Genomic DNA, 19,754 nt, shown 5'->3' with positions numbered 1-19,754 from the left:
GATCAGCCCCCCAGCAGCGCAAGCGCCGTATGCGCGGGCGAGTAGCCTGAAATCCCCGAAGCGATCTCCGACCGGGCGAGGAAAAGGTTGATCAGTTCCTGCCGCTTTTCGTCGTCGGCGAACTGGGACACGCCCTCGTCCCCGAAATAGGCGTCTGCCTTGTCGCGGTAGGTTTCAAGTTGCTTGTCGACATCCAGCGCGGCGAAATAGTCCGACAGCCCGAAGGCGGTATCGAACACCTCGCGCAGCGGTTCCGACCCCATGATGCTGTACCATCTGGCGTTCTCGCTCATATCGCTTTCGGCCAGGTCCGCCAGATCCCGGTCAAGGTTCATGGCAAGTCGCATGGCATTGTCCTGCTCGCCCACTGCAATTTCGAAGCTGCGGGTCATGTAGGCGTCGGTGATCTTCTCGGCAAAGCCCTCGGTCTGGGTCTCGGGCCCGGTGAGGCTGTTGAAGCCGAACGCCTCGGACAACTTGTAATAGGTCTTGTCGGCGACCTTGTTGGCCAGCGCATCGTCGGCAAGCACGCCGTCGGCCAGCACCTTCTGAATGAAGAACTTGTTTGCGATCTCGTCCTGGAGGCCAAAGGCCCCCAGGGCGACTTTCAGCAGCCGGTAGTCCGACACGAGCTGTTCTGCCGTTTCGACCTTGCCGATGTTCTCGGCAAAGTACTCGACGTCGTTCTGGACGGTCTGGCTCTGGTTGTAGGCCTGCTGCTGGAGGTCTCTCGTGCGTTCGAGGAAGGTCCAGCCGGCAATGCCGCTCATGGGGACAACGGGCGTGTAGGTCATGACAGTCTCGGGCCTCCTGCCAGAAGACGTTCCTCGCGCGGCAACAGTGCACGCAGCGACTTGAGCGCCTGATAGAACTGATCGGCCAGCACCGCGTCGGTCGCCGCGGTCAGTTGCGCGCGGCTGTCATGGTCGGTCAGAACCTGACTGAGCTGTTCGATGCCACGCAGAAGCTGGGGCCGGGTTTCTTCCGGTTCCGCGTCGCCCGCCAGAACGAGCTGGGCGATATAGCAGACACGGCGAACCGGCGTGTTGACCTCTTCGGGGTGGATCGCGTCGCGCAGGCGCAGGATGTTGGCGTTGGGGGTCTTGATGGCCAGCCGGGTACGCCGGTCGCCATTTTCGATCACCGCGCCGTTGATCAGCACCCGTTCCTTGGGGCCGAGTTTCAGGACAAGACCGCTCATGACACCCTCTCTGCGCTTCGGAGGCCACGCATGATGGCGGTGTTGATCTCGATCAGGGGGCCGGCATCGGCCTGCTGCTTCAGCACCTTGGCAGAGTGCTGATCGGTGAACTCGTAGAGATAGAAGATCTGGGCGCGCAACGGCGGGGGCAGGGCGTTATCCCTGTCGGCCACGTCGATGGCCAGTATGCGCCAGAGCTTGCGGTTTTCGGTCAGGGCCGCGGCCAACGCCGGAAAGGCGTCGCGGCCAGCTTCGTGGGCCGACTTCAGCCGGGCGGTAATCCGGGCGAAAGCGGCGTATTCGGTCGCGCGCGGGCTGCGCGTCTGGTTCTGTGCGGGGGCGGAATAGGCCTGTTGGGCCATTTGCAGGGCGTTCACGGTCTGTCCTTCCATTCACGAATAGCTTTTTGCCATCAGGAAAGGGGCCGGGGCGTTCAGCCCCGGCCCGATCCGACTTAGCGGAACAGAGACAGAAGGTTCTGCGGACCCTGGTTCGCGATCGACAGCGACTGGGTGGCCAGCTGCTGCTGAACCTGCAGAGCCTGGAGTTTGGCCGAAGCCTCTTCCATGTCGGCATCGACCAGCGCGCCGATACCGGTTTTCAGGGAGTCCGACAGGTTCTTCACGAACTCGGTCTGGCTTTCGATCCGGGATTCGGATGCACCAAGGGCAGCCGCCGCATCGATTGCGCCGTTGATGAACGCTTCAACCTGCGCGACGGTGCCGCTGGTGCTGAAGCCGCTCAGGCCGCCAAGCGCCCCGGAACCGTCGTCGGTGATCGCAACGCTGAGCGAACGATCCAGACCGGCAGCGGCCTGGATGGTCAGGTCGGCAGCGGCCGAAGCCGGGTCGTAGACGGCCGTGATGCCGGACATGCCGGAGTTCATGACCTGCGAGTAGAGGTTCGCGATGGCGATCTCGTTCACGTCCGAACCGGAGGCGGTGTCGGCCGTGGTGACGGTGTAGCTGAAGCTACGGTCGTCGATGGCCATGGTGATCGTGTTGCCGGCAACCATGCCGGTCAGCGCGAAACCTTCAGACCCGCCGCCCGCGATCACCGCGGCAGCAACGTCGCTGTTACCAGCCACGTCGAGCAGGGTGGCGTTGGTACCGGCGGCAAGGTTACCGGCAGCCGCGGCGGCAGCAGCCGTCGACATGTTCTGGTGGTTCACGGTGATCGTGTTGGTGGTCACCGCGGTGCCGGAACGGTCGATCGAGCCGAGGATCGATTCGGTGCCGCCCGAGCTGAGCAGGTTGACGCCGTTGAACTGGGCGCCGCTGATCTTCGATTCGATCATGGACACGAGTTCGGTGATCTCGTTGTCCAGTTTGCCGGTGTCAGCCGACGGGTCCTGACCCGCGATGATCTTTTCCTTGATCGCCTGAAGGTCTTCGGTGATCGATTCAACGGCCGTACGGGCCACGGACACCATCGCACCGCCGGTTTGCAGGCTGGTGGCAACGGCGTCGAAGCCGGTCACGTCCGATTCCATCACTTTCGAGATGGCCCAGACGGCAGAGTTGTCTTTCGCCGACGAGATCGACTTGCCGGTCGAGATTTCGCTTTGGGTGCTGTTCAGACCGGAGTTGATGCTGCGCAGGGTTTTCAGGGCAACCATTGCGCTGGAGTTCGTCAGAATGCTGGACATGTGTGGTCCTTCCTAGTGTACGGCGCTTTGCGCCATGGGGTTTCAGCGCCGCATTTGGCGGCATGTTCAGGCGTTCTGACCCATACGGGAGGCGGGGTTTCCCGCGCCGTGCCGCCCGGCTTTTCCGGACGCGTCCCGAACCTTTCAGTCCGAGGTAAAACAACGCCTAACGAGGAAGGACGGTAAGCGTCGTGTTTGTCTAAAATGGGGATCAAGCGCGGCGCGTGAGGGACCTTTTCGTGGCGTCGAGGCGCGTGCGCTGTCCGGTCTGGCTATAGGTGTCCAGGGGTTCGGCCGGTTCGCGCAGGCGTTTCAGCCTTTGCGCGGCGCTGTCGATGCCCCGGCGGACCGCGTCCAGCAGCGTTTCGTTGCGCTTGGCCATGTCAAGCAGCCGCTTCAGCGTTTCGGCATCGGCGAAGGGCGTGTCGCCGAGATCGGCAAACAGCCTTTCCTTTTCATCGCTCAGCTTGTTCAGCGACTTGAAGTCGGCGTTGCGCAGCGCAACCCGTTCGCGTTCCAGAACGTCCGCGATCTCGTCTGCCTTATCCAGCGTCATCCATACGCTCCTTCAATGCTTCGAATATGAATTCGGACAGGCCGAGCCCGCCAGCCTTGACCATTTCCTGTGCCTGCGCCTCGCGCAGGAAGGATGTGAACTGCTCTTCGCCCGCGCCACCGCCGAATTCGCCGCGCGCTTCTCCGGCACCGGCATGTTTCAGCATTTCGGCCAGGAATTGCGTTTCCAGCTTTTCCGCCATCTCACGCAATTTCATTTCCTTGTTGGCCGCGCTTTGCGTGACGGGCGCGGCGGAGGTCGCATTCAAAGGTGAGATCATGCCGAGTTTCCTAAACTGCGAGTCGTTTTTCCATTTATCGCGGCTCGTCGGTAAAGAATCGGTAACCGGTTTTCGGTCATCTGGATGCGAACTGTGGCAGAAGTCCGGCGTATCGCATGCAAGCTCTTCCTCCTCTTGGCCCCTCGGCCGCCCCGCTCACCTCCGACAGCACCCGTAGCGGTGCATCCTCGCCCGAGTCCGGGACGGAGCCGTTCCAGTCCGTCTTTTCGGGAACCGCCAAGGCCGCCAGCGCAGGCCGTGGACAAGGCGGCGACAAGACGTCGGATCAATCCACCGAGGCCGCGCAGCCCCCCGATGCAGACCCGGAAACGGCTGCGCAGGACACCGGCGCAGCCGATGATACGGCGGCCGCCTCGTCGAAACAGCCCTCCTACATCGCGGCGCCCTACATGCTCTGGCCCGGAACCCAGGGGTATCCGGGCGCGCAAACCGGCTCGGTCCCGCCCCGTGTGATTGCCGTCGATGATGCGGCGGCGGGGGAGGGCTCGGCTCTGCCGACCTCTGACGGGGCGGACATCGGCGCGACAGGTGATGCAATTGCGCTTGCCACCGGTGAGATCGCCGCAACCGATCAGGCCGCAATCGTCGATACGGTACGCGGTGGCGCGGCTCAAGGCTCGACTGCGCCCAGCGTTGTCGACCTGCGGACCACCGATATCGGGGCCGTGATGCCCGCGGTTACATCGGGCGGTGCATCTGCCGTCGATGCGATGGCGCCCAAGCTTGGCCTTGCGTCCGTGCCGGCCGAGAATGGGTCAGGAGTCGTGCAAACGGCCCCATTGCAGACCACTGCAGGCGACGCCGCCCTTGGTCAGAGGCCGGGCGTTGTGCCCGCTGGCGGGGTCGGGGCGTCGATGCCGGCGGTCTTGTCTGCCACATCGACAGAGGGCGCGACGGCACAGGCGGCCGGACCGACCGCCCAAGGGGCCGCGCCCCAATCCTTGCCAAGCCAGCCGTTGTCCGCCCAGGCTGCGGCCCCGCAGCCGGCGCCGGCACAGCCATTGGCCGCTCAGGCTGTCGCCCCCCAATCGGCGACGCCCCAAGCCGGTGTTGACCCGCTGCAGGCCGCCCAAACCACCGCGGCCCCGACCGAGACATCCGCCTCGTCGTCCACCCAATCGGCCCCCGCGCAAACCACGCTGCCTCAGGCGCCCGCAGGTGCCGTTGCGGCCGAGACGCGTGTTGCTGGCGAGATGACGGCTCAAGCCGGCAGCGCCTATCGCGAGGCCCGGGCTTCGGTGACGCGGGCGGAAAGGGAGGCCGACATTCCCGAGGATGTGGCCGCGCTGCGCCGCGCGCAGACGGGGACCGTTCGTGCGGACACCGAGACCGCCCAATCCGCCGCGGCACGCCCGGCGGCCTCTGACATCGCCGATGCGCGCATGGCCTTTGAAAACGGTCGCAGTGCGGCCGCCGTGGACACCGCGGTTGGCGATGCCTTGCAGTCGGTGGAGGCAAGCGGCGTCGAACAGCGGTCGACCGAATCCGCGCGGCTCAGCCAGTTGCCGAACCCGCCGCTTGCCGAGGCCCCGCGGCCCGCGATGCGCCAGCTTGCCGAGGCACTGCACCGGACCACCGATGGTTCCGTCGAACTGACGCTCAGCCCAGAGGAACTGGGCCGCGTGCGCCTGACCCTGAACCCCGGGGACAGCGGGATCACCGTCACCATCAACGCGGAACGACCCGAAACGCTCGACCTGATGCGTCGCCACGCCGAGATGCTGAACGACGCAATGCGCGAGCTTGGCTACGGCGAGGTCGTGCTGGATTTCGGGAACACCGGTGAACGGCACACGGCGGACGGTTCGTCCGACAATGGCGGCGAGGGTGATCGTGTTGCGGACATGGTCGCAGAGGCCGGGACACAACGACGAGACTCGGCAACCGGAACGTCGTCCGGTCTCGACCTCAGGCTTTAGAAGGAGCGAAGCAATGGACAGCGTTTCCACCACGACTGCCAGCACGACCACGAGCACAAGCACCACCAGCACGACGCAGAGTTCCGATGATTCCTCGGCGCTCAGCAGCGATTTCCAGACCTTCCTGACGATGCTGACCGTTCAGCTTCAGAATCAGGACCCGCTGAACCCGATGGAATCGCAGGAATTCGCCGTGCAGCTTGCCACCTTCTCCGGGGTCGAGCAGCAGGTGAAGTCCAACGAGCTTCTGGAGAATCTGAACGAAAACCTCGGCGGTGCGGGTCTTGCCCAATACGGCGGCTGGGTCGGCATGGAAGGCCGCGCCGCGGTTGCCGCATATTTCGATGGCTCGCCGATCTCGGTAGTTCCGGAAATCGATTCGGCCGCGGACAGCGCGCAAATGGTCGTGCGCGATGAAAACAACCGCGAAATCAGCCGGTTCGACATCAGCATCGATGGGGAGCCCGTCGTCTGGGACGGCACCAATACCGCGGGCACGACCGCGGATGCCGGCAGCTATACCTTCGTGGTGGAAAGCTATGCCGACGACGCGCATATCTCCGAAGCGCAGGGCGAGGTCTTCGCCGAAATCACCGAGGTGCGGTCAGACTCCGACGGGATCGTCATCGTCTTCTCGGGCGGTGATGAGGCCTCTGCCTCGGACATTTCTGCCCTGCGGCAGCCGGAGGTCTGATCCGGCCACTCAGAGAACCGTTACAAGCCCGACCACGGCAAGGGTCAGCGCAGAGCCAAGCCCCATCCAGATCGCGGGTTTCAGGCGCGACGGCCGCGGTGGTTCGGCCTTGCGCTGCGACTGTTGGATCAGGGCCGCTTCGGCCAGATCCGGCAGGCGCGGCCCGAACCGGGCCAGCACCCGGGCGGTGCGCGTCAGATCCCGCGCCAGGGCCTTGGGCCCGATATTTTCCTTGATGTATTCCTCGACGATGGGCTTGGCGACTTCCCAGATGTTGATCGAGGGGTTGAGCGAGCGCGACACGCCCTCGACCACGACCATGGTCCGCTGCAGCAGGATCAGTTCCGTCCGCGTCGCCATGCCGAAGCGTTCGGTGACCTCGAAGAGATAGGCCAGAAGCTTCGCCATCGAGATATAGGTGGCTTCCATGCCGAAGATCGGTTCGCCCACGGATCGCAGCGCCTGTGCGAATTCGTCGATGTCGCGGTCGGCGGGGACGTAACCGGCCTCGAAATGCACCTCGGCCACCCGGCGATAATCGCGGCGGATGAAGCCATAGAGAATCTCGGCATAGACGCGGCGGGTATATTCGTCGATCCGCCCCATGATGCCGAAATCGAACACCAGCACGTCGCCGTTGGGCGCCACCTTCATGTTGCCCTGGTGCATGTCGGCGTGGAAGAAGCCGTCGCGCAGGGCATGGCGCAGGAACATCGACAAAACCCGTTCGCCGATGGCGCGCCGGTCGTGGCCCGCGGCATCGATGGCCGCATTGTCGCCCAGCGGCACGCCTTCGCACCAGCCCAGCGTCATCACCCGCTTGCCCGACAGCGGCCAGATCACCCGCGGCACGGTAAAGCCTGCGTCGCCTTCGGTATTGGCGGCATATTCCGCCGCGGCCGAGGTTTCGATCCGCAGGTCAAGCTCTCCCGTGACGACGCCGTCGAAATGGGCGATCACGTCGGTCGGCCGCAGCCGGCGGGAGAAGGGGGCCAGGATCTCGATCGTCGAGGCCGCGAAATAGAAGGCGTCGATGTCGCGGCGGAATTCCCGCTCCACATTCGGGCGCAGGACCTTCACGGCGACCTGTTCGCCCGTCGCTGCGATGCGCGCCTTGTGCACCTGCGCGATGGAGGCCGCGGCAATCGGTTCGGAGAATTCCGAGAACACCTCGTCCGCCGGCCGGCCCAGTTCCTGCGCGACCGTGGCCTTCGCGACCTCCACCGGGAAGGGCGGCAGCTTGTCCTGCAGCACGCGCAATTGCACCGCCAGATCGTCGCCCACCACGTCGGGCCGGGTCGACAGGATCTGGCCGAACTTGATGTAGGCCGGGCCAAGCGCGGTGATCGCTCGGGTCGTGGGGGGAAGGTCCGGGTCGCCCTTTTCCCCCAGCCATTTCAGTGGCCAGCCAAGCACGCGGGCCAAGGCCGCGACGCTGGCCGGTGCACCCAGTTGCTGCAGCACGAAGCGGTTGGCGCCCGTGCGCTCCATCGTGGCCAGTGTCTGCACCAGCCGCCAGATATTGTGAGGTCCGCGCAACTCAGATCTTCCAGCCCGAATGCAGTGCTGCGATGCCCATCGACAGGTTGCGGTATTTCACCTGCTCGAACCCCGCGGCCCGGAACATGTCGGCATAGGTTTCCTGTTCGGGGAACTTGCGGATCGATTCAACGAGGTACTGATAGCTGTCCCGGTCGTTGGCCACGACCTGCCCCATGACCGGGATCACGTTGAAGGAATAGCGGTCATAGGCCCACTGCATCATCGGGTTGGGCATCTGGCTGAATTCCAGCGTCATCATGCGCCCGCCGGGTTTCAGCACGCGATAGCCCTCGGTCAGCGAATCCTGAATCCGGGTAACGTTGCGGGTGCCGAAGGCGTTGGTGACCACGTCGAAGCTGTTGTCCTCGAAGGGCAGATCCATCGCATCGCCGACCACCCAGTCAAGGCTTGCGCCCAGTTCCTCGGCATCGGCGCGCTTCTGCCCCTCAATCAGCATCGACTCGGTCATGTCGCAGACGACCGCGGTCGCGCCGGGGGCACGCCTGAGGAAACGGAAGGCGATGTCGCCGGTGCCGCCGGCCACGTCCAGCAGGCGCTGATGCGGGCGCGGGGCCAGCCAGTCCATCATCGCGTCTTTCCAGATGCGATGGATGCCCGCCGACATCAGGTCGTTCATCAGGTCATAGCGGGAGGCGACACGGGTAAAGACACCGTGCACCATGCCGGCCTTCTCCGACTCCGACACGGTCTGAAAGCCGAAATGCGTGGTGGTATCCTGAGTGTCGGTCATGGGTGGCCTTGCCGTTGTACTGTTCGGGCCTTCTTATAAGGCGCTCGTCGGGGACTACAATGCACCCCGCGCCGGAGGAAAGTGCCGATGCCCGAATTGCCCGAGGTCGAGACAGTGCGTCGCGGGCTTGCCCCCGTGATGGAGGGGCGGGTGATCGCGGCCGCGCAGGTCAACCGCCCCGACCTGCGTTGGGCCCTGCCCGAAGGCATGGCAGAGCGTCTGACCGGGGCGCGGGTGCTGCGGCTCGGGCGGCGGTCGAAATATATCCTTGCGGAGCTTTCCACCGAGGAGACGCTGTTGATCCATCTGGGCATGTCGGGGCGGATGCTGATCTCGGGCGATATGCCCGGGGCGTTCCACCATCCCGTCGCCGCCCCGCAGAAGCACGACCATGTCGTTCTGGACATGGACGGGGGGGCACGGATTACCTTTAACGACGCCCGGCGCTTCGGCGCGATGGACCTGATCGATACCGCGCGCCTGGGCGACCACTGGCTGCTGGCAGATCTCGGCCCCGAACCGCTGGGCAATGCTTTTCACGAGGACTATCTTGTCGCGCGGCTCAAGGGACGGATGACGCCGATCAAGGCGGCGCTGCTGGATCAGCGGATCGTGGCGGGCCTGGGCAACATCTATGTCTGCGAGGTGCTGCACCGGGCGGGAATTTCGCCCCGGCGCAAGGCCGGGCGCATCGCCGCGCCGCGGGTCGCCCGATTGGTTCCGGTGATCCGCGCGGTGTTGGAGGAGGCCATCGCGGCCGGTGGGTCAAGTTTGCGTGACTATCGGCATACGGACGGCGAACTTGGCTATTTCCAGCACAGTTTCCGGGTCTACGCGCAGGAAGGCCGACCCTGCCTGACGCCGGGGTGTGGCGGCACGATTGCCCGAATCACGCAGTCGGGGCGATCGAGCTTCTACTGCCCGCAATGCCAAAGATAACTTGAAAGCGGGCGTGAGGCTGCTAAGGACTCGGCCCCGAACGACATGGAGGCCGGAGCAAGATGGCTTACAAGACGCTGATCGTCGAGATCGAGGACCACGTGGCGCTGATCCGCCTGAACCGGCCCGACGCGCTGAACGCCCTGAATGGCGAGTTGATGGCCGAACTGGCCGACGCCGTGACCGAGGCGAACGACAACGACCGGGTGCGTTGCATCGTCCTGACGGGGTCGGAAAAGGCCTTTGCCGCGGGGGCCGATATCCGCGAGATGAGCGAGAAGAGTTTCGTCGACGTCTTTACCGGCGACCTGTTCACGCGCGAAACCGAACGCTTTCTGGCCTGCCGCAAGCCGATCATCGCGGCGGTGTCGGGCTATGCGCTGGGCGGCGGATGCGAACTGGCGATGATGTGCGACTTCATCATCGCGGCCGACACCGCCAAGTTCGGCCAGCCCGAGATCAACCTGGGCGTCGTGGCCGGGATCGGTGGCACCCAGCGCCTGACCCGCGTCGTGGGCAAGTCGAAAGCGATGGATATGCATCTGACCGGCCGCTTCATGGACGCGGAAGAGGCGGAACGCTCCGGCCTTGTCAGTCGGGTGGTCCCCGCCAAGAAGCTGATGGAAGAGGCGATGGCCGCCGCCGGCAAGATCGCCGAGAAATCCGCCATCACCACCATGGCCGTCAAGGAATGCGTCAACCGCAGCTATGAGACGACCCTGCGCGAGGGCCTGCTGTTCGAGCGGCGGATGTTCCACGCGCTCTTTGCCACCGAAGACCAGACCGAGGGCATGCAGGCCTTCGTCGACAAGCGGGAACCGCAATTCCGCGACAAGTGACGGTTGACGACAAGCCGGTGCAATTTCCGGTTGCCTTTTGGGGCCGTCTCGCCTAAGCGACGGCCCTTACATGCGCGTGAGGCCCGCTTTGGCCGGAATCAGCCGGTAGTCTGCAAAACCCGGCCGGGGCTCGTTGCGCGAGAATTTTGAACGATGAGACCCGGAGAAGGGAACCAGACGAGATGGCAAATTCGCCCCAAGCCAAGAAACGCGCCCGCCAGAACGAGCGCCGCTATGCCGTGAACAAGGCGCGTCGTTCGCGCATCCGGACCTACCTGCGCAAGGTCGAAGAGGCGATCGCCTCTGGCGACAAGGACGCCGCGGCAACCGCCCTGCGCGAGGCGCAGCCGGAACTGATGCGCGGCGTGACCAAGGGCGTCGTTCACAAGAACACCGCCGCGCGGAAGATGTCGCGCCTGTCCGCCCGCGTGAAGGCGCTGGGCAGCTAAGGCCATATCTCCGATTCGAATGCAGAGGGCATGGCCGCGCAGCCGTGCCCTCTTTTTTGTGAAAAATCGACCTCGTGTCGCCATCGCAACGCCATCCGGATTCGTTTTCGCTCCAGTCCTAGTCAAGGTCATAGTTCTGTTGCGCGGTGCTGGCTGCGGGTTCTAACTTAGTCCCTACGAGTCACATCGGCTTTGGGGGGACATGACGTGATGCAGCCTCCGCAGGTGCTGGACTGGCCGACGCTGCCGTCGGAATCCGGCATGAACGGAGAAAAACAGGGCGCGTGAAACTGAGGGGGTTCATCGCGTTTTGATGCATTCGCAGGATGCGCGAATTGTGGTGGTTCGCGAACACTGCGTCTCATGTCCATAATATAAAGCGCCATGGCGGCGTAATGGGATGATCGCCGGGGACGTTGCGTCCATCGGACAATCTTCTTGTTTCCTGTCAATGGCCTGTCCCTCTTTGCCCGGTGGGTAAGAGCCGGTTCGGCTATTGTCCGTGCGGACAGGTCGGGCGCAGCCGGCGAAAAAGAAGAGCGGGACTGAAAGAAAGCGGGCGATAGATGAAAGACGAAACGTGGGGGCGGATCTGTGAAAACCTGGAAAAGGCTATTGGAAAGAACAACTTCGTAACTTGGATCGCACCCCTCGAATTCCGGACGCTTGAGGACGGGGTGGCAGAGTTTTCCGTTCCGACCACCTTTGTCGGCGACTGGGTCAAGCGGCACTATGGCGACAAGATTCTGGAAAACATGACGCAGAATGGCGTGATGGCCGATCGTCTGGTGTTCTCGGTCGCGTCCGGTCGCAATGACGTGGCGGTGCCGGCCAACCGGTCATCGGCCCCCGCCGGGGCCGAGGCGCGCGCCGATGCTGATCTGCCCGGTGCCCCGCTGGATGCGCGGTTCACCTTCGACACCTTCGTCACCGGCAAGCCCAACGCGCTGGCCCATGCCGCGGCCCGCCGGGTCGCCGAAGGCGGCGCTGTCACCTTCAACCCGCTGTTCCTTTACGGCGGTGTGGGGCTTGGCAAGACGCACCTGATGCACGCCATCGCGTGGGAGCTTCTGGAACGGTCGCCGGAAAAGAAGGTCGTCTATCTCTCGGCGGAGCAGTTCATGTACCGCTTCGTGCAGGCGCTGCGCGAACGCGACATGATGGGGTTCAAGTCGCTCTTTCGGTCGGTCGATGTGCTGATGGTCGATGACGTGCAGTTCATCGCCGGCAAGGACAGCACGCAGGAGGAGTTCTTCCACACCTTCAACGCGCTGGTGGACCAGAACAAGCAGATCGTGATTTCCGCCGACCGCGCGCCGGGGGAGATCAAGGACATGGAAGACCGCATCCGCAGCCGCCTGCAATGCGGTCTTGTCGTCGATCTGCATCCCACGGACTATGAATTGCGGCTGGGCATCCTTCAGCAGAAGGTGGACATGTACCGCACGCAGTATCCCGGCCTTGCCATCGCCGATGGCGTTCTGGAATTCCTCGCCCACCGGATTTCCACGAATGTCCGTGTACTCGAAGGGGCGCTGACCCGGCTTTTCGCTTTCGCCTCTCTGGTGGGTAAGGAAATCACGCTGGATCTGGCACAGGATTGTCTGGCCGACATCCTGCGCACGACCGACCGCAAGGTGACGGTCGAGGAAATCCAGCGCAAGGTGAGCGAGCACTACAACATGCGCCTTGCCGACATGATCGGGCCCAAGCGGCACCGCACCATCGCGCGGCCGCGGCAGATCGCGATGTATCTGTCCAAGCACCTGACCTCGCGCAGTCTGCCCGAGATCGGGCGCCGGTTCGGAGGGCGCGACCACACCACCGTGATGCATGCTGTCAAGCGCATCGACGAGCTGCGGTTGAGCGATCCGCAGATCGACGAGGATCTGGAACTGTTGCGCAGGATGCTCGACGCCTGACGGTCTGACGTGTACGCCCTTGACGCCCTTGGAAAAGTCCCGGACATTCCAGAAAAACCTTGAGGCCGGAGGCGAAACCGTTACGGTTCGCCTCCCGGCTGCATGAGGAGCGAGGGCATGAAGATCAGCATCGAACGCGGCGCGCTTTTGAAGGCGGTCGGTCAGGCGCAATCGGTGGTGGAACGTCGCAACACCATCCCGATCCTTGCCAATGTGCTGATCGAGGCGGAGGGCGCCAGCGTCAGCTTCCGCGCGACGGACCTGGATATAGAGGTCGTCGACAAGGTGCAGGCCATGGTGGAGCGGGCCGGGGCAACGACGGTGCCCGCCGTGACCTTGCACGAGATCGTGCGCAAATTGCCCGACGGGGCCTTGGTGGAACTCTCTGACGATGGCGCGTCCGGGCGGTTGGAGGTGCGGGCCGGACGGTCCCATTTCACGCTGGCGACCCTGCCGAAGGAAGACTTCCCGGTGATGGCGTCCTCGGAATACACCTCCAACTTCTCCGCCGAGGCGCCGGTGCTGCGGCGGCTGTTCGACAAGTCGAAATTCGCCATCTCGACCGAGGAAACGCGCTACTACCTCAACGGCGTCTACATGCATGTGGCCGATGGCGAGGACGGCCGGGTTCTGCGCTGCGTCGCGACCGACGGGCACCGGCTGGCGCGGATCGACGCTGCGCTGCCGGCGGGGGCCGAGACCATGCCGGGCGTGATCGTGCCGCGCAAGACCGTGGGCGAGTTGCGCAAGCTGCTGGAAGACGACGACACCCAGATCGCGGTATCGGTCAGCGAAACCAAGGTGCGGTTTGCCACGCCCGAGATCACGCTGACCTCCAAGGTCATTGACGGCACCTTCCCCGACTATTCCCGGGTCATTCCGGCGGGCAACACCCGGCGTCTGGAAGTCGATGCCGCGGAATTCGCCCGCGCCGTCGACCGCGTGGCCACCGTCAGTTCCGAACGCTCCCGCGCGGTCAAGCTGGCGCTGGACGAGGACCGGATGGTGCTGTCGGTCAACGCACCCGACAGCGGTGCCGCGGAAGAAGAACTGGCCGTCGCCTATGGCGACGAGAAGCTGGAGATCGGCTTCAACGCCAAGTACCTGCTGGAAATCGCCAGCCAGGTGGATCGTGAAAACGCGGTCTTCCTGTTCAATTCCGCGGGCGATCCGACCCTGATGCGCGAAGGCAACGACGAGTCGGCCGTCTATGTCGTGATGCCGATGCGCGTGTGACGGCGACGTCGCGGGGGAACCCGGCTTTGCCGGGTGGCTTCGCCGAGGGTATTTTCGCCAAGAAGAAGGCCGCGGCATGCCCCGGCTGGCGCTGACCGAGATCACCCTTTCCCAGTTCCGGTCCCATGCCCGGGCGCATCTGTCGATGGACGAGCGCCCCGTTGCGATCTTCGGTCCGAACGGGGCGGGCAAGACCAATCTTCTGGAAGCCGTGTCCCTGGTGTCGCCGGGCCGGGGCCTTCGCCGGTCCGCCGCGCCGGACATGGCCCGCGCCCCCGGAGCACTGGGCTGGAAGGTCCGCGCGGTGCTGCGGTCCTTGCGTGATGTGCACGAGGTGGAGACTTGGGCCGAACCCGGCGGACCGCGGCAGGTGCGGATCGACGGCAAGCCCGCCCCGCAGGTCGCGCTGGGCCGGATTGCGCGGGTTCTGTGGATGGTGCCGGCGATGGATCGGTTGTGGACCGAAGGGGCCGAGGGGCGGCGTCGGTTCCTGGATCGCGTGACGCTGAGCTTTGAGCCGGGCCATGCCGACGCGGTGCTGACCTATGACAAGGCCATGCGGGAACGGAACCGCCTGCTGAAGGACGACGTCCGGGATGCGCATTGGTACGCGGCGCTGGAGGGCCGGATGGCCGAGGCCGGGGCAACCATCGGCGCCAACCGGCGGGCGGCGCTGTCTCGCCTTGACGTGGCACAGCAGGGGGCGGAGACGGCCTTTCCGCGGGCGGCGCTGGCCCTGTCGGGCCCGGACGGGGCCGACCCGGGCACGGCGGAGGATTTGGCGGCGGCTCTGGCGGCGGGGCGGGGCCGGGACATGGCCGCCGGCCGTACCCTGACCGGGCCGCACCGGGCCGATCTGGAGGCCGTGTTCGAGGCCAAGGACATGCCGGCGCATCTGTGTTCCACCGGCGAGCAGAAGGCGCTGTTGATCGCGGTGGTCCTTGCCAATGCCCGGGCGCTGAGCGGAGCGTTCGGCGCGCCGCCGCTTCTGCTGCTGGACGAGGTTGCCGCGCATCTCGATGCCGGGCGTCGGGCCGCGCTGTTCGATGAGGTATGCGCCCTTGGCGCGCAGGCGTGGATGACCGGAACGGGGGCGGAGCTGTTCAAGGCGCTGGGCCCCCGGGCGCAGTATCTTGAAGTGGCCGAGGCCGGGGGCGCAAGCACGGTTTCCGAAGGGGCGATACCATGACGATCACGCCGGGCGATCTTGCGCTTTATGCGGGCGCGCTTTTCATCCTGTTTCTGACGCCCGGCCCGGTCTGGGTGGCGTTGACCGCGCGCGCCCTTTCGGGCGGGTTCAATGCGGCATGGCCGCTGGCCCTGGGCGTGGTGATCGGCGACGCGCTTTGGCCGCTGCTGGCGATTCTGGGCGTCGCGTGGATCGTATCGGTCTTCGACGGGTTTCTTGTGGTGCTGCGCACCGTGGCGAGCCTTGTCTTTCTGGGCATGGGCGTTCTGCTGTTGCGTCACCCGGGTGCCAGCATCGCCGAGGACAGCCGCCTGACGCGCCCGGGCATGTGGGCGGGATTCCTGGCGGGGCTTGCGGTGATCCTGGGCAATCCCAAGGCGATCCTGTTTTACATGGGGGTGTTGCCGGGGTTCTTCGATCTGGCCGCGATCCGGCCACCGGACATTGCCGCGATCATGGCCATTTCGATGGCCGTGCCGTTCCTTGGCAACCTGATTTTCGCCCTGTTCGTCGACCGGGCGCGGCGCATCCTGACCTCGCCTGCGGCGCTGAGACGGACAAACCGCATCGCGGGGATGCTGCTGATCGGGGTGGGGCTGATTATCCCCTTTGCCTGACACCAAATCTTGTGGGGGCGCGTGACAACCCCACCACAAACCGTTATAAAACCGCCATAAAGCAAAGGATCGCTCGCATGGCGGAAAACGCAGCCCGGACCGACGACTACGGCGCAGATTCCATCAAGGTTCTCAAGGGGTTGGAGGCGGTGCGCAAGCGCCCCGGCATGTATATCGGGGACACCGACGACGGCTCGGGCCTGCACCACATGGTGTACGAGGTCGTAGATAACGGCATCGACGAGGCGCTGGCCGGCCATGCGGATGCCGTGACCGTCACGATCCACCCCGATTCCAGCGTGTCGGTCAGCGACAACGGCCGCGGCATTCCTGTGGGCATCCACGAGGAGGAGGGCGTCAGCGCGGCCGAGGTCATCATGACCCAGCTGCATGCGGGCGGGAAATTCGACCAGAACTCCTACAAGGTGTCGGGCGGTCTGCATGGCGTGGGCGTCAGCGTTGTGAACGCGCTTTCGGATTGGCTGGAGTTGCGCATCTGGCGCGACGGCAAGGAGCATTTCGCCCGCTTCGAGCATGGGGAAACGTCGGAGCATCTGGCGGTCGTGGGGGACGCCGGCGACCGAACCGGTACCGAGGTGCGGTTCCTCGCCTCCCTCGCGACGTTTTCCAACCTCGATTACAGTTTCAAGACGCTGGAAAACCGGCTCCGCGAACTGGCCTTCCTGAATTCCGGCGTGCAGATTTCGCTGCAGGACCTGCGGGGGGCAGAGCCCCAGAAGGTCGAGATGCATTACGAGGGCGGGGTGCGGGAATTCGTGCGATACCTCGACCGGCACAAGACCGCCCTTATGCCCGATCCGATTTTCATGGAGGGGGAGCGCGACGGCATCGGCGTCGAGGTCGCGATGTGGTGGAACGACAGCTATCATGAAACCGTCCTGCCCTTCACCAACAACATCCCGCAGCGGGACGGCGGCACCCATCTGGCGGGTTTTCGTGGTGCGCTGACCCGCACGATCAACGGCTACGCGACTTCCAGCGGGTTGGCGAAGCGGGAGAAGGTCAGCTTTAGCGGCGACGATGCGCGCGAGGGGCTGACCTGTGTGTTGTCGGTCAAGGTGCCCGATCCGAAGTTCAGCAGCCAGACCAAGGACAAGCTGGTCAGTTCCGAGGTGCGGCCCGCCGTCGAAAGCCTCGTGAACGAGAAACTCGCCGAGTGGTTCGAGGAACATCCCCAAGAGGCGCGCCAGATCGTCGGCAAGATTGTCGAGGCGGCGCTGGCACGCGAAGCGGCGCGCAAGGCCCGCGAACTGACCCGGCGGAAAACGGCGATGGACGTGGCCAGCCTGCCCGGCAAGCTGGCCGATTGTCAGGAAAAGGACCCCGGCCATTCGGAACTGTTCCTGGTGGAGGGCGACAGCGCCGGCGGTTCGGCCAAGCAGGGGCGGGCCCGGGCCAATCAGGCGGTGCTGCCGCTTCGGGGCAAGATCCTGAACGTGGAACGGGCCCGCTTTGACCGGATGCTCAGCAGTCAGGAGATCGGGACGCTGATCACGGCGCTTGGCACCGGGATCGGGCGGGATGAATTCGACATTTCGAAGCTGCGCTATCACAAGATCATCATCATGACCGATGCGGATGTGGACGGCGCCCATATCCGCACGCTGCTGTTGACGTTCTTCTTCCGGCAGATGCCCGAGATCATCGAAGGGGGGTTCCTCTACATCGCGCAGCCGCCGCTTTACAAGGTCAGCCGCGGCAAGTCCGAGGTCTACCTGAAGGACCAGGGCGCGCTTGAGGACTACCTGATCGAGATGGGGATCGAGGGCGCCGTTCTGCGCCTTGGCTCGGGCGAGGAGATCGTGGGCGCCGACCTTGCCCGCGTGGTGGAAGAGGCGCGGCATGTGCGCCGCATCCTTCAGGCCTTCCCGACCCACTACCCGTCCCACATCCTTGAACAGGCCGCGATTGCGGGGGCCTTCTTGCCCGGGCAGGTCGATGCCGATCTGCAGGGCACGGCCGACCGGGTGGCCGCCCGGCTGGACCTGATTGCCGCGGAATACGAACGGGGCTGGCAGGGCCGCCCGACGCAGGACAAGGGGATGCGGTTTACCCGTATCCTGCGCGGCGTCGAAGAGGTGCGCGTGCTGGACGGCCCCGTCCTGCGCTCGCCCGAGGCCGGACGGCTTGGCAGCCTGACCGACAAGTTGCGCGATGTGTATGGCACGCCCGCCACGCTGCTGCGCAAGGATCGGGACCAGACGATCAATGCGCCCTCGGAACTACTGGCGGCGATCCTTGGCGAGGGCGAGAAGGGCCTCAGCCTGCAGCGCTACAAGGGTTTGGGTGAAATGAACCCCGACCAGCTATGGGAAACCACCCTCGACCCCGAGGCGCGGACCTTGCTGCAGGTACGCGTGGCCGATGTGGCCGAGGCCGACGACATCTTCACCAAGCTGATGGGCGATGTGGTCGAACCCCGGCGCGAATTCATCCAGCAGAATGCCCTCAGCGTGGCGAACCTGGACTTCTAGGCCCTTGCCTCAGGCCAGTGCGGCCAGACGGGGCATTTGTGCCGGTGCCGGTCCGCTGGCGTCGGCCGCCACGTTCGGCGAGGTCTCGACCATGATCGCGGCTGTCTTCGGCCGACGAATGAAGATGATCGCGGGGTTCTGAACCTTCTGCGCCACAACAGTGGCCGCGAGGTCAGACAGGGGGCAGCGCGTCACCGTCTCCCCGGTGGTGGAGGCGGACGCGACGAGTTCGACCTCGCTGTCCGGGGACACGCCGGCGGACAGCAGGTTGGCCTGCACCGCGGGGGCCTTGCTGACCGCCATGTAAAGCGCCAGCGTCGTGCCGGGAAGCAGCAGGCTGGCCCAGTCCGGGTCGGCATCGCCGGGGCGGCAGGTGCCGGTCGCGAAGACCACCCGGTCGGTCGCGCCCCTTTCGGTCAGCGCGCGCCCCGTGGCGGCCGCGGCGGCAGAGGCGGCCGTCACGCCGGGCACGACCTCCACGGCGATGCCGTTCTGCCGCGCGGCGTCCAACTCCTCGGTCGCGCGGCCGAAGATGCCCGGATCGCCGCTTTTCAGCCGCACCACCCGCTGCCCGCGTTTCGCGGCGGCCACGATCACCGCGTCGATCTTTTCCTGTGGCCAGGCATGGGCACCGACGGCCTTGCCCACATAGACACGCTCTGCATCGCGGCGGGCAAGTTCCAGCACCTCCGGATCGACCAGCCGGTCATAGAAGATCACGTCGGCCTCTTGCAGGCGTTGAACCGCACGCAGGGTCAGCAGGTCGCGCGCACCGGGGCCCGCGCCGACGAGACTGATCAGCCCGGTTTCGCACGCGTCGGGGGCGCGGCCTTCCTCCATCGCCGCCTTCAGGGCGCGGGCTGCGTCGCGTTCGGCGCCAGAGGCATGCAGGGTACGCGGCGCACCGTCGAACACCCAGCGCCAGAACGCCCGGCGCCGGTCGGCCGGCACGCGGGCGGCCACCGCCTCGCGCATCCGCCCCGCCATGGCGGCCAGATCGCCAAGGCGCGGCTCCAGCATCTGCTCGACCCGGGTCTTGATCTGGCGGGCCAGAACCGGGGCGGTTCCCTCGGTTCCGATGGCCACGACCACCGGGTCGCGGTCGACGATGGAGGGGGTCACCGCATCGCACAAGGCGGGCTGGTCCACCACGTTCACCAGTGCGCCGGCCTCTTTCGCCAAGGCGTGCAAGGCCCGGTCGACCCCCGGACAGCCCGTCGCGATGAAGACCAGCGCCGCATCGCCAAAGCACGCAGGGCAGATCGCACCGGCGTGGTGCCGTGCGCGGCCCGCGGCAACCAGCGCGGCCAGTTCGGGGTCAAGTTCTGGCGCCACAAGGGTCAGATCGGCCTCGGTCTTCAGGATCAGGCGCGCCTTTTGCGCCGCCTGCTCTCCGCCGCCGGCAATCACTACTTCGCGGCCTGAAAGGGTCAGGAACATCGGGAAGGTCTTCATG

The 19,754-nt window shown here is 65.2% G+C and carries 19 protein-coding genes; 10 read left to right on the top strand and 9 right to left on the bottom strand.

From position 1 onward, the window contains the following. Positions 1–2 precede the first annotated feature (2 nt). The 6 genes from RGUI_RS10435 to RGUI_RS10410 form a co-directional block, all read right to left on the bottom strand. Complete coding sequence (locus tag RGUI_RS10435) at positions 3–794, bottom strand: DUF1217 domain-containing protein (protein ID WP_081533006.1); 792 nt, start codon at positions 792–794, stop codon at positions 3–5. Continuing rightward, positions 791–1,201 (bottom strand): flagellar biosynthesis repressor FlbT, encoded by a 411-nt coding sequence (flbT, locus tag RGUI_RS10430; RefSeq protein ID WP_081533005.1) that lies wholly within the window; start codon positions 1,199–1,201, stop codon positions 791–793. Before flbT ends, RGUI_RS10435 begins: the two co-directional genes overlap by 4 nt. Then, a complete protein-coding gene (gene flaF / locus RGUI_RS10425) occupies positions 1,198–1,593 on the bottom strand; it encodes a flagellar biosynthesis regulator FlaF (RefSeq protein WP_253798235.1) in 396 nt (131 codons plus the stop codon). Before flaF ends, flbT begins: the two co-directional genes overlap by 4 nt. 62 nt (positions 1,594–1,655) lie before the next feature. After that, positions 1,656–2,849: a flagellin gene (locus RGUI_RS10420; RefSeq protein ID WP_081533004.1), complete on the bottom strand. Its 1,194-nt coding sequence runs from the start codon at positions 2,847–2,849 to the stop codon at positions 1,656–1,658. 211 nt (positions 2,850–3,060) lie between these two features. Then, positions 3,061–3,405, bottom strand: a complete 345-nt coding sequence (locus RGUI_RS10415; RefSeq protein ID WP_081533003.1) for a hypothetical protein — start codon at positions 3,403–3,405, stop codon at positions 3,061–3,063. Then, positions 3,392–3,685 (bottom strand): rod-binding protein, encoded by a 294-nt coding sequence (locus RGUI_RS10410; protein WP_081533002.1) that lies wholly within the window; start codon positions 3,683–3,685, stop codon positions 3,392–3,394. The genes RGUI_RS10415 and RGUI_RS10410 overlap by 14 nt, the downstream gene beginning before the upstream one ends. Before the next feature lie 116 nt (positions 3,686–3,801). On the opposite strand from RGUI_RS10410, the gene RGUI_RS10405 reads away from it, so the two are divergent. Then, a complete protein-coding gene (locus RGUI_RS10405) occupies positions 3,802–5,625 on the top strand; it encodes a flagellar hook-length control protein FliK (RefSeq protein ID WP_081533001.1) in 1,824 nt (607 codons plus the stop codon). A gap of 13 nt (positions 5,626–5,638) precedes the next feature. After that, positions 5,639–6,319 carry a flagellar hook capping FlgD N-terminal domain-containing protein gene (locus RGUI_RS10400; RefSeq protein ID WP_172841123.1) on the top strand — a complete coding sequence of 227 codons (681 nt, stop codon included), beginning with the start codon at positions 5,639–5,641 and terminating at the stop codon, positions 6,317–6,319. A 9-nt stretch (positions 6,320–6,328) separates the two neighbouring features. Here the strand turns inward: RGUI_RS10400 and ubiB are convergent, their stop codons facing one another. Both ubiB and ubiE read right to left on the bottom strand, forming a co-directional pair. Further along, a complete protein-coding gene (gene ubiB, locus RGUI_RS10395) occupies positions 6,329–7,858 on the bottom strand; it encodes a 2-polyprenylphenol 6-hydroxylase (RefSeq protein WP_081532999.1) in 1,530 nt (509 codons plus the stop codon). Position 7,859: 1 nt separating this feature from the next. After that, entirely contained in the window at positions 7,860–8,612 is a 753-nt protein-coding gene (gene ubiE, locus RGUI_RS10390; RefSeq protein WP_081532998.1) for a bifunctional demethylmenaquinone methyltransferase/2-methoxy-6-polyprenyl-1,4-benzoquinol methylase UbiE, read from the bottom strand. Positions 8,613–8,699: 87 nt separating this feature from the next. Here ubiE and mutM point away from each other — a divergent pair, with 87 nt between their 5' ends. The 8 genes from mutM (at position 8,700) to gyrB (ending at position 18,298) form a co-directional block, all read left to right on the top strand. After that, a complete protein-coding gene (gene mutM, locus RGUI_RS10385) occupies positions 8,700–9,551 on the top strand; it encodes a bifunctional DNA-formamidopyrimidine glycosylase/DNA-(apurinic or apyrimidinic site) lyase (RefSeq protein ID WP_081532997.1) in 852 nt (283 codons plus the stop codon). A 62-nt stretch (positions 9,552–9,613) separates the two neighbouring features. After that, entirely contained in the window at positions 9,614–10,390 is a 777-nt protein-coding gene (locus RGUI_RS10380) for an enoyl-CoA hydratase (protein WP_081532996.1), read from the top strand. A 182-nt stretch (positions 10,391–10,572) separates the two neighbouring features. Next, a complete protein-coding gene (gene rpsT, locus RGUI_RS10375) occupies positions 10,573–10,839 on the top strand; it encodes a 30S ribosomal protein S20 (protein ID WP_081532995.1) in 267 nt (88 codons plus the stop codon). Positions 10,840–11,405: 566 nt separating this feature from the next. Next, on the top strand, positions 11,406–12,761 hold the full coding sequence (gene dnaA / locus RGUI_RS10370; RefSeq protein ID WP_081532994.1) for a chromosomal replication initiator protein DnaA: 1,356 nt from the start codon (positions 11,406–11,408) through the stop codon (positions 12,759–12,761). A 117-nt stretch (positions 12,762–12,878) separates the two neighbouring features. Beyond that, complete coding sequence (gene dnaN / locus RGUI_RS10365) at positions 12,879–13,997, top strand: DNA polymerase III subunit beta (RefSeq protein ID WP_081532993.1); 1,119 nt, start codon at positions 12,879–12,881, stop codon at positions 13,995–13,997. A gap of 76 nt (positions 13,998–14,073) precedes the next feature. Continuing rightward, a complete protein-coding gene (gene recF, locus RGUI_RS10360; RefSeq protein ID WP_081532992.1) occupies positions 14,074–15,186 on the top strand; it encodes a DNA replication/repair protein RecF in 1,113 nt (370 codons plus the stop codon). After that, positions 15,183–15,803, top strand: a complete 621-nt coding sequence (locus RGUI_RS10355) for a LysE family translocator (protein WP_081532991.1) — start codon at positions 15,183–15,185, stop codon at positions 15,801–15,803. Before recF ends, RGUI_RS10355 begins: the two co-directional genes overlap by 4 nt. A 77-nt stretch (positions 15,804–15,880) precedes the next feature. Further along, positions 15,881–18,298 carry a DNA topoisomerase (ATP-hydrolyzing) subunit B gene (gyrB, locus tag RGUI_RS10350; protein WP_081532990.1) on the top strand — a complete coding sequence of 806 codons (2,418 nt, stop codon included), beginning with the start codon at positions 15,881–15,883 and terminating at the stop codon, positions 18,296–18,298. A 9-nt stretch (positions 18,299–18,307) separates the two neighbouring features. Here gyrB and cysG read toward each other — a convergent pair whose 3' ends face one another. Continuing rightward, positions 18,308–19,753, bottom strand: a complete 1,446-nt coding sequence (gene cysG / locus RGUI_RS10345) for a siroheme synthase CysG (protein ID WP_081532989.1) — start codon at positions 19,751–19,753, stop codon at positions 18,308–18,310. Between the last annotated feature and the right edge of the window lies 1 nt (position 19,754).

Source organism: Rhodovulum sp. P5 (assembly GCF_002079305.1).
Taxonomy (GTDB): domain Bacteria; phylum Pseudomonadota; class Alphaproteobacteria; order Rhodobacterales; family Rhodobacteraceae; genus Rhodovulum.
Note: the sequence above shows the minus strand (reverse complement) of the source record. Positions and strands in the feature narration are given on the sequence as shown.